Genomic DNA, 9,730 nt, shown 5'->3' with positions numbered 1-9,730 from the left:
TGACGGCTTAATCACTCTGCCTTATCGCTATTCGGGTAAAATTGATCCGCAGCAATTGCGCACCGGAATTAAACCAACGTTATAACGACGGATTTTAATCGCTTCTAGTATTGCGCTAGAAGCGATTGAGTCTATTCAGCTTTCAAGTTACGTCTATTGCTTGAAATGAATTCATGGGAAGCTGAGAAATTATTCTTTGAGGAGCGAGGCAGTTGAAAAAAGTCATTAGTTATCAGTTGACGATTGTCGGTAAAAACAGCGTTGTTACTGACAACTGAAAACTGCCCACTAAAACCGACCTGCTGCCGCATTTGTTTACCGAGGAACTTTGCCATCACCAGCCAAGTGGATCGCATTTCAGACTGCGCCGATGTCTTGATGTGTGACTGTCCTGCTACTGCGTCATCAGACGCGCTCGCTTTGCCAGTGCTCAACGCTGACTTGACTGCGCCCGATCTTGCGCCGCCATCACAACCACTCATTTCCGTATTTCCACTGGTGATTCACGACACCGCACTGGTGTTGGAAGCTGGCGCGTCTGGCGAAGCATTGGTGCATTGGCATGTGGAAGCAGATGATTATATTGGTTTAAGTCAAGCCTTTGCGGTGACGAGCCCTGCGCCAGCAGCGGTATTACGTCTGCGCCGTGTTCGTGCTGATGGAGGCGCTGATGCTGCCGCCGAAGCGCCAGTGCATCTGACCAGTCATCAAGGCAGCGGTGATCGCAGTTTTGTGGTGGGAAACGAAACCGCGCAGTTTGAAGCAGAACTCGGTTTAACCAACGCCACTGGTGGCTGGCTGTTACTCGCCCGTTCCAATCGGCTACTGCTCGGCGCGGGCACTGCGCCACCGCTCGCGCAGGAAATGCCGTTGCCACATTTGGAAGCGCAGCATCGCCAAGTGCGCCGTTGCCATGGTCAATGCTGCGACCGCTGCCGCAATTTCAGCCATTCCTGTCTCATCACTGCGACGGCAACTGCGCTGCCCAATGATCCGCGTTTAGATGCGCCGCAGATGCCACTCGCGCCAACGTTTCCGTTGCCCATCATTGCCGCACCGCTGGCGGTTGCTGACGACAGCAGCAGCGCCGTTGATTCACAACTGTATTTATCCACTGCGCCAGCAATTCATCGAACCGAGCGCCAGCACTGCGCCAGCCATCGCTTATTCCGACATTGCGCTACGGTCGCGCTGTGTCACCGAGCGCAGGCGTGATGATTGAAGCCGAATTGCGCATTCACGGCTGGGGTGCGCCCAATTCGGATATTGATCTGTTCGGGCAGCGGTATCGCATCGGACCCGGCGGACGTTTTCAACTGCTGCTGCGCGTGGATGACGCAGCATTACTGGCGGAAATGCTGCGCCAGCATCCACCACCAGAATTAACCTGCGCTCGTTCCTGATTAACCACGCATTTTCATTGCCATATTGCGGATTTCACACCATGTACATCGCCCTGATTAGCGCCGAATGCGCTCCCATCGCCAAAGCTGGCGGCCTCGGCGATTTTGTGCTGGGGCTGGCGCGAGAATTGGTGCGCTGCGGCGAAACCGTAGAAATGTGCTGCCGTATTACGACGTGCTGGACATAGCGCCGCTTGCTGATTTGCAAGTAGTTTATGAGCAATTGCGCGTACCTTTTCACAACGAATGGATTACTTGCCGCGTGTTTGGCGGCAAATTAACCGAGGTGAATTGCCTGTTCATTGACCCGCAATCAGTGCACGGCTTGTTTCAGCGCCGCCGCATTTATGGCGAACAAGATGACGCCGAGCGGTTCGCCTTTTTTGCGCGAGCAGTGCTGGAATTCATGCTGCAATCTGGGCGACAGCCGGACATTTTGCACTGCAACGACTGGCAAACCGGCTTGATTCCAGTGCTGTTATATGAAGTTTATCAAGCACTTGGTATGAATCGCACTCGCGTTTGCTACACGCTACACAATCTCGGTTATCAAGGCGCGTCAGCGAAACCATTTTGCGGCAAGTCGGACTTGATCCGCAGCGCGTGATGACCGCAGATCGGCTGCGCGATTCGCAAGACGGACGATTGGCAAATCTGCTGCAAGGCGGCATCGTCTATTCCAATTTTGTGAATACGGTATCGCCGCGTTATGCGTGGGAAATTCAGCACACCGAGCAGGGAATGGGTTTGCAGCCATTGCTCAATACCTACGCGCACAAATTCGGCGGCGTGCTCAACGGCATTGATGAAGAGATTTGGAATCCTGAACTTGATCCGCTCATTCCGACCAATTTCGGCGTGGAAACGCTGCCGCGCAAGGCACTCAATCGACAAGCACTGCGCAGTCGGCTGGGATTGCAAACAGTGGACAAACCCATCATGGCCATTGTGACCCGTTTGGATTATCAAAAAGGTGTCGATTTAATTGCACATGGAATTCACGACACGCTGGCACACGGCGGTCAAATTGTGCTTTTGGGCACGGCACTTGATCCGGCAATTGCGGCGCATTTGCACAATTAAAACAGGACACTGCGGCGAATCCGACTGTCATCTCGAATTGGGTTATGACGAAACGCTGGCGCATCTTATTTATGCTGGCGCGGATTTAATGTTAATTCCCAGCCGTTATGAACCCTGCGGTTTAACCCAAATGATCGCCATGAAATACGGCGTGGTTCCAGTGGTACGGCGAGCAGGTGGATTAGCGGATACGGTATTTGATGCGAACTATTCGGATCAACCGTTTGAACTGCGCAATGGTTATGTCTTTGATGAATTAACTACTGCCGGATTAGAAAGTGCGCTGCGCCGGGCGCTGGGTTTATGGCATGGCTACCCGGAATACTTTTGGCAATTGCGCGTGAATGGAATGCGTAGTGATTTATCGTGGCGACGACCTGCCCAGCGTTATCTGGCGATTTACGCGCAATTGCGAGCGACCGTTTAAATCCGAAATTGTCCAATACTGATTTGCAATTCAACTGCCAGCCGTGTCAACGCATCGCTGGCTTGAGCAATGTGCTTTGAGCCGTGAGCAGTTTGATCGACCGTGCCAGAAATAACATGGATATTGCGATTGATTTCTTCAGCGACTGCCGTTTGTTCTTCAGCGGCACTGGCAATTTGCGTATTTAAGTCGTTAATTTCAATGATTGAATCGCTAATGGTTTTGAAAGAAGTTCCCGCTTGACGCGCTTGATTCACGCCACAACCAACCTGCATTTGACTACGCGCAATGGTGCCACTGCACCTACTGCGCCGCTTTGCACCCGCTCAATTTTGGCTTGAATATCCGCAATGGATGATTGGGTGCGCTCGCAAGCATTCGCACTTCTGCGGCAACGACTGCAAAACCGCGTCCCTGTTCACCAGCTCGCGCTGCTTCAATCGCTGCATTGAGCGCCAGCAAATTGGTTTGCTCGGCGATGGCGCGAATCACATCCAACACCGCACCGATTTCGCGGCTGTCATCCGACAACTGCGCGATGACGATTCCAGCCTGCGCAATTTCTGCTGCCAGCATTTCAATCGCAACGATGGTTTGCTGTGCCATGTGATCGCCAGCCTCCGCTGCCTGCGCGGTCTGTTTGGCTTTTTGCGCGGCAGTGGCGGTGTAACGCGCTACTTCTTCAACCGTCGCCGTCATTTGATTAATCGCCGTCGCAACCTGATCCGTTTCTGATTGTTCTGCCACGATTTGCCGATTAGTTTCGGCGCTGTTGACTGCGAGTTCTTCTGCTGCTGCGCCCATCTGTGCCGCTGCGCCAGCAGTTTGAATCACGAGCTGGTGGATTTTGTCGACAAACAAGTTAAACGCACGGGCAAATTCAGCCAGTTCATTGCGACCATCAACATCCAAGCGCCGCGTTAAATCGCCATCGCCGTGCGCAATCGCTTGCAAATTGGCCACAGTGAGACGAATCGGCGCAGTAATGGTGCGAGCAATTAACCCAGCCAGCGCCAATCCAATCAGCAGCAGCAGCCCGCCCGTGCCGAGGATATACAGCAGCGTGTGCTGGTGCGCTGCTACTGCCGCACTGCGATCAATGAGCAGTTCCAAAATGCCGACCGGTTTGCCAGAGAAATCATTGATGACGCGCCCGTAAGCCACTGCCGGATGCCCCTGATAATCAAGCTGGCGCAGCAGCACTTCGCCGGTGATGCCGCTTTGCAACTGTTCCGCAGTAAACGCGCTACCGCCGTCAATCGTTCCGGCAAAAGGTTTAAAGCCATTTTTATCAATCACTTGCAGTGCTACATCGGCATTAAAATTCTGTTTAAACCGCTCGAAAAAGGTTTGATCGAACGACAAGCCAAATTCCACAACGCCAACCGGATGCCCTTGATAATTCACCGGTTCCACGCCGCGCACACCTAGCCCAGCAACGCCATTTTCTAAACCGCTCACCGGTTTGTGAGTGCGATTGGCTTCAACGATGGTTTGGCGAATCGCGGACAGATCATCACCAAATTTTTCCGGCAGGTGCACCCGCAAAAAGGAAGTTGCTGGCGCAGTGAGAAATTGGAATTGCCGCACCCCATTTTGATCGCGCATGTGTTTGAACATCGGCAGGGTCAATTCGGCGAGGCGAGCGCGGTCGCCTTCTGCAAAGGCTTGTTGCACTTCTGGAATTTGCGCTACCGCAGCACTCAATGCTTGAGCGCGTTCACCCTGTTCGATGATGGCATTGCTCAGAGAAAAATATAAATCGTCAAGATGACGACGTTCGGCATGGTCAGTCAGCGTGGTTAATTGCGATAACACGAGCGGCAAATTGATGCCAATGGTGAGCACCAGCAATAGGGTTGAGCCAATGAGCACTCTCGCCCCAATTTTTAAGTTTTTCAGCATGTTAAATTGTATCTCCTCATCTTTTTTAATTTAATTTTTGCCGCATAAAACGGCGGATTCCGCCTATTGCGCAGCAACAAATCGGGCTGCGCCTAGCAATGGCGTGTGCGGTTGTAAAATAACCCGTACTGGCATTTGCTGCATCAATGGCGTCATGCGCCCTTTATCAAAAAAACCTTCTAAAAATGCGCCGTTACGCAGCATCTCCAGATTTTTTAACGCAATGCCGCCGCCGAGAAAAACGCCGCCCAGCGCCATTTGTTTCAGTGCCACATTGCCCACTTCGCGCCCATACAACCGCAAAAACAACTGCATCGTGTCCACGCACACTGGACATCGCGCTGCCGCCGCAGCTTGTGCCACTGCCGCAGCCGTGTCGCCACCTTCCGCAATTGCCAGTTGCAACCAAGGTGGCGTGGTCGTGCGTTGATGCACCAGCATGAATTCGTACAGATCAGCAATACCCATTCCAGAAACCACGCGCTCCCAGCTCACGCGTCCGAAACGTGAGTGCAGATGCGACAGCAGCGCAAATTCTAATTCAGTCGTCGGCGCAAAATCTGCGTGACCGCCTTCGGTGGCAAACGGGTGATGACGGATTCCATCCCAATATAGTCCGGCTTGTCCCAATCCAGTGCCCGCTGCAACGACACACGCATTGCCCACAGCATGAGGATCGCCCGAATGCAGCACGGCTAAATCATGCGGCCAGAGTGCGCCCACGCCCCATGCCACTGCTTCCAAATCGTTAAGTAGATAAACGCCTGATAATCTGAGTTTTTCTTCTAACACATCGGCATTGAGCAGCCACGGTAGATTGGTGGTTTCGCAGCAGCGATTTTTCACGGGACCCGCCACTGCAAATGCCGCGAAATGGCAGCTCGTGCCCGTGTCTTCGTAATAGCGCTGCACGATGTCTTCAAGCGAATCAAACGCTGTGCTGGGATAACGCAGCGGTTGCGTGAGCGTCACCGTGTCGCCGTCAGTTTTTGCGACGCCCAGCGCCGTTTTGGTTCCACCAATATCACCGACTAACAAGCGCATAACCTTTCCTCATTGAATGTGACGGCGTAAAAACAAGTTATTGAATTTTGGGATTAAAGGTGTGAAAAGCGTTCACCGGAAAACATGCTGATCACGATCAACCGTGTCCACCCGGATTAAGTGGAACCGCACAGGTGATTTCGCTAGTGGTTTGATTCTCGCGGGTGTATCGGTAGACTCTGCGCCTCATTTCCTCATCAACATCTGCGTAATCTTAAAGAGGTCATCTGTGATCGCCCCCGAATCCGAATTTCACCGCATCAAGCGGTTGCCGCCCTATGTTTTCAATATCGTTAACGAATTGAAAGCCGGAGCGCGAGCGCGGGGCGAGGACATCATCGACTTTGGAATGGGCAATCCAGACCAAGCTACACCGCCACATATCGTCGATAAACTCATTGAAACCGCGCAGCGCAAAGACACGCATCGTTATTCGATGTCTCGCGGGATTCCGCGCTTGCGCCGTGCAATCTGCAATTGGTATCGGGACCGTTTCGATGTGCATCTTGACCCGGAAAGCGAAGCGATTGTGACTGTTGGTTCCAAAGAAGGGCTGGCGCATTTGGCGCTGGCGACGATGGGCGCTGGCGATACGGTGCTGGTGCCGAATCCAGCTTATCCAATTCATCCTTACGGCTTCATTATCGCTGGTGCGGATGTGCGGCATGTGCGTCTCACGCCAGACGTTGATTTCTTTGAGGAACTAAAAAAAGCCATTCAGGAATCTTGGCCAAAACCGAAAATGCTGGTGCTTAATTTCCCCGGCAATCCAACGACGCAGTGCGTGGAATTGGAGTTCTTTCAAAAGGTGGTGGACATCGCCCGCGAGCACGGGATTTGGGTGGTGCACGACATCGCTTACGCCGACATCGTGTTTGATGGTTACAAAGCGCCGTCGATTTTGCAGATTCCAGGCGCGAAAGAGATTGCCGTTGAATTCTTTTCGATGTCAAAGAGTTACAACATGCCGGGCTGGCGCGTGGGTTTTATGTGCGGCAACAAGACGCTGGTCGGAGCGCTGGCGCGGATTAAATCTTATTTGGATTACGGCACCTTCACGCCGATTCAAGTCGCAGCGATTGCCGCGCTCGAAGGGCCGCAGGACTGTGTGCGCGAGATTGCAACGATGTATCAAAGTCGCCGCGATGTGCTGTGTTCAGGTCTCAATGCAGCGGGTTGGGACGTTGATCCGCCGAAAGCCACGATGTTTGTGTGGGCGCCGATTCCAGAGCCGTATCGGGACATCGGTTCGCTGGAGTTTTCCAAAAAGCTGCTGCGCGATGCCAAGGTTGCCGTCTCGCCGGGCATCGGGTTTGGCGAATACGGCGACAGTCACGTCCGCTTCGGCTTGATTGAAAATGAACATCGCACTCGCCAAGCCGTGCGCGGGATCAAGGAAATGTTCCGACGTGATGCGCGGATGGGTGGCTGAGTTTTAAGCGAATGTTGCATTGAGGTTAAGACGCATGGAACCAGTGAAAATTGGCTTATTGGGTTTGGGAACGGTCGGCGGTGGCACGGTCACGGTATTAACGCGTAACGCCCGCGAAATCGCTCGCCGCGCTGGACGCGGCATCGTCATTACTCACGCAGCCGCTCGTGATTACAACCCAGCGAGCATCACTGGATTAGCGCAAATTGCCCGCATCAGTGACGATGCCTTTGCCGTAGTGAACGATCCCGAAGTGCAGGTCGTCGTTGAATTGATTGGCGGTTATTCGCCCGCCCGCGAGCTGGTGCTGCAAGCAATCGCCAACGGCAAACATGTTGTTACTGCGAACAAGGCGTTGATTGCGCGGCACGGCAACGAAATTTTTGCCGCAGCGCAGCAACAAGGCGTGATGGTCGGTTTTGAAGCCGCAGTTGCCGGTGGCATTCCAATTATCAAGGCGTTACGCGAAGGGCTGGCCGCCAATCACATCGAATGGATCGCCGGCATCATCAACGGCACGGGCAATTTCATCCTGACCGAAATGCGCGACAAAGGGCGCGATTTTGCGGACGTGCTGGCCGAAGCGCAGGCACTCGGTTATGCCGAAGCTGATCCAACGTTTGATGTCGAAGGCATTGATGCTGCGCATAAATTAACCATTCTCGGTGCGCTGGCATTTGGCATTCCGCTGCAATTTGACCGCTGTTTTACTGAAGGCATTTCTAAAATTGGGGCGCTCGATGTCAGTTACGCTTCTGAATTAGGCTATCGAATCAAACATTTAGGCATTGCACGACGCTCGCCGAATGGAATTGAGCTGCGTGTGCATCCGACCTTGATTCCGCAGCGGCGCTTGATTGCCAATGTTGACGGCGTGATGAACGCCGTTTTGGTCAAAGGTGATGCCGTCGGGCCAACGCTGTATTACGGCGCTGGCGCTGGTGCCCAGCCGACTGCCTCGGCGGATTGCGATTTGGTGATGTCGTGCGGACGCTGACCACCGATCCCAGCAATCGGGTTCCGCATCTGGCATTTCAGCCGGATGAACTGACGAATACGCCGGTGCTGGCAATGGAAGCCATTGAAACATCGTACTATTTGCGGCTGTCGGCACTGGATCAGCCGGGCGTGATGGCGCGAATTGCCAGCATTTTGGGTGAGGAAGGCATCAGCATCGAAGCCATTAAACAGAAGGAACCAAGTGAAGGTGAAACCCACGTGCCGCTGGTGATGCTGACCCACCGCATCATTGAAGGACAAATGAATCAAGCGATTGCACGGATTGAAGCGTTGGATTCAGTGCTGGGTTCAGTGGTGCGCATTCGCATGGAAAATTTATCGGGTTAATAAAAAGCAATGAAAATCAAGGAATGAATCCATGGGAATCAAGGATTGGCCGGCAGATGAGCGCCCACGCGAAAAGCTGTTGGATCGCGGCGCAGGTGCGTTGTCGGATGCCGAATTGTTGGCGATCTTTTTGCGTACCGGCATTCCGGGCAAAAGCGCCGTCGATTTAGCACGGGAATTGTTATTGGAATTCAACGGGATTGTCGGCTTGCTGGCAGCCGATCAACGGCGCTTTTGTGAGGGAAAAGGACTGGGCACAGCGAAGTTCGCGCAGTTGCAGGCGACGGTGGAACTCAGTCAACGCTATTTACTCACGCGCATCAAAGACTTGGACGTGATGAGTACGCCAACAGCAACCCGTGATTATCTCAAAATGCGTCTTTATGGCTTGCCGCACGAAGTGTTTGCCTGCCTGTTTCTCGACAATCATCACCGCGTCATTTGTTACGAAGAGCTGTTTCGCGGAACGATTGATGCGACCAGTGTGCATCCGCGTGAGGTGTTGCGGCGCGTGTTAGAGACCAACGCTGCCGCAGTGATTTTCGCGCACAATCATCCATCTGGCATTACCGAACCCAGTCAGGCAGACTTTGACATTACCGAAGAGCTGTGCAAATTATTGAAATACATTGATGTTCGTGTTTTGGATCACGTCATCATCGGCGATGGTGATGGCGTGTCTTTTGCCCAACGCGGTTTTTTATGACGACGTTCGGCTATTCTTGGTTTTTATTGTTGAGAGCTTGTAGCGATGGACGAAACCCTCAAACGACTGCTTGATGCCGAAATGCGAGCAGAACGGCTCGCGCAACAGGCTGAACAAGAACAGGAACGTAGCATTCAACAGGCGATGAACGATGCCCGTGCTGAGAATGACCGTTTCACTGCGCGCATTCCCGACCTGCAACGTGCGTTTATCACCAAAGCCGAGGAACGCGCAGAGCAAAATATCGCCGAGCTGCGGCGGCGCTACGATGAACGCCATCAGCAACTCCGCAGTCAAGCCGAACAACGTAAAGAAGACGCGCTTGAATCCGCATTTCAACTGCTGATTAGTGCTGAACGTTAGCCCAGCATTCCAAATCGCGC

General features: G+C 53.1%; 9 protein-coding genes and 2 pseudogenes. 8 read left to right on the top strand and 3 right to left on the bottom strand.

Going from position 1 to position 9,730, the window contains the following annotated elements; all coding sequences use genetic code 11:
- The first annotated feature begins 261 nt into the window (after positions 1–261).
- From CXB77_RS08135 to CXB77_RS21570, 4 genes and pseudogenes are all read left to right on the top strand, one after another.
- A complete protein-coding gene (locus tag CXB77_RS08135) occupies positions 262–1,215 on the top strand; it encodes a hypothetical protein (protein WP_146108765.1) in 954 nt (317 codons plus the stop codon).
- Positions 1,194–1,403 (top strand): hypothetical protein, encoded by a 210-nt coding sequence (locus CXB77_RS08130; protein ID WP_146108764.1) that lies wholly within the window; start codon positions 1,194–1,196, stop codon positions 1,401–1,403. The genes CXB77_RS08135 and CXB77_RS08130 overlap by 22 nt, the downstream gene beginning before the upstream one ends.
- A gap of 41 nt (positions 1,404–1,444) precedes the next feature.
- Positions 1,445–2,486, top strand: a pseudogene (locus CXB77_RS24575) (glycogen/starch synthase).
- Positions 2,464–2,913 (top strand): glycosyltransferase, encoded by a 450-nt coding sequence (locus CXB77_RS21570; protein ID WP_242445553.1) that lies wholly within the window; start codon positions 2,464–2,466, stop codon positions 2,911–2,913. The pseudogene CXB77_RS24575 and the gene CXB77_RS21570 overlap by 23 nt, the downstream one beginning before the upstream one ends.
- On the opposite strand, the gene CXB77_RS23705 is transcribed toward CXB77_RS21570, so the two are convergent.
- From CXB77_RS23705 to glk, 3 genes are all read right to left on the bottom strand, one after another.
- On the bottom strand, positions 2,910–3,188 hold the full coding sequence (locus CXB77_RS23705) for a hypothetical protein (protein ID WP_146108763.1): 279 nt from the start codon (positions 3,186–3,188) through the stop codon (positions 2,910–2,912). The genes CXB77_RS21570 and CXB77_RS23705 overlap by 4 nt on opposite strands.
- A 28-nt stretch (positions 3,189–3,216) precedes the next feature.
- Positions 3,217–4,818, bottom strand: coding sequence for a methyl-accepting chemotaxis protein (locus CXB77_RS08120; RefSeq protein WP_347338083.1), 1,602 nt, complete (start codon positions 4,816–4,818; stop codon positions 3,217–3,219).
- A 63-nt stretch (positions 4,819–4,881) separates the two neighbouring features.
- On the bottom strand, positions 4,882–5,862 hold the full coding sequence (glk, locus tag CXB77_RS08115; RefSeq protein WP_105073477.1) for a glucokinase: 981 nt from the start codon (positions 5,860–5,862) through the stop codon (positions 4,882–4,884).
- A gap of 229 nt (positions 5,863–6,091) precedes the next feature.
- Between glk and alaC the strand changes: the two genes are divergently transcribed.
- The 4 genes and pseudogenes from alaC to CXB77_RS08095 all read left to right on the top strand — a co-directional run bounded on the left by alaC (position 6,092) and on the right by CXB77_RS08095 (position 9,710).
- A complete protein-coding gene (alaC, locus tag CXB77_RS08110) occupies positions 6,092–7,294 on the top strand; it encodes an alanine transaminase (RefSeq protein ID WP_105073476.1) in 1,203 nt (400 codons plus the stop codon).
- Between the two features lie 34 nt (positions 7,295–7,328).
- Positions 7,329–8,641: pseudogene (locus CXB77_RS08105) on the top strand (homoserine dehydrogenase).
- 31 nt (positions 8,642–8,672) lie between these two features.
- The gene (radC, locus tag CXB77_RS08100; RefSeq protein ID WP_105073475.1) at positions 8,673–9,347 is read left to right on the top strand and encodes a RadC family protein; all 675 of its coding nucleotides are present in this window, start codon (positions 8,673–8,675) and stop codon (positions 9,345–9,347) included.
- Between the two features lie 45 nt (positions 9,348–9,392).
- Positions 9,393–9,710 (top strand): ATPase, encoded by a 318-nt coding sequence (locus CXB77_RS08095; RefSeq protein ID WP_105073474.1) that lies wholly within the window; start codon positions 9,393–9,395, stop codon positions 9,708–9,710.
- Positions 9,711–9,730 lie beyond the last annotated feature (20 nt).

This window comes from Chromatium okenii (assembly GCF_002958735.1).
Lineage (GTDB): Bacteria > Pseudomonadota > Gammaproteobacteria > Chromatiales > Chromatiaceae > Chromatium > Chromatium okenii_A.
The sequence above is the reverse complement of the archived record's forward strand: the minus strand, read 5'-3'. Positions and strand labels throughout refer to the sequence as shown.

Excerpts from the sequence above, each read along its gene's own strand:
- CXB77_RS23705 (WP_146108763.1), bottom strand. The coding sequence starts at position 3,188 with ATGCAGGTTGGTTGTGGCGTGAATCAAGCGCGTCAAGCGGGAACTTCT.
- CXB77_RS08120 (WP_347338083.1), bottom strand. The coding sequence starts at position 4,818 with ATGCTGAAAAACTTAAAAATTGGGGCGAGAGTGCTCATTGGCTCAACC.
- glk (WP_105073477.1), bottom strand. The coding sequence starts at position 5,862 with ATGCGCTTGTTAGTCGGTGATATTGGTGGAACCAAAACGGCGCTGGGC.
- radC (WP_105073475.1), top strand. The coding sequence starts at position 8,673 with ATGGGAATCAAGGATTGGCCGGCAGATGAGCGCCCACGCGAAAAGCTG.
- CXB77_RS08095 (WP_105073474.1), top strand. The coding sequence starts at position 9,393 with ATGGACGAAACCCTCAAACGACTGCTTGATGCCGAAATGCGAGCAGAA.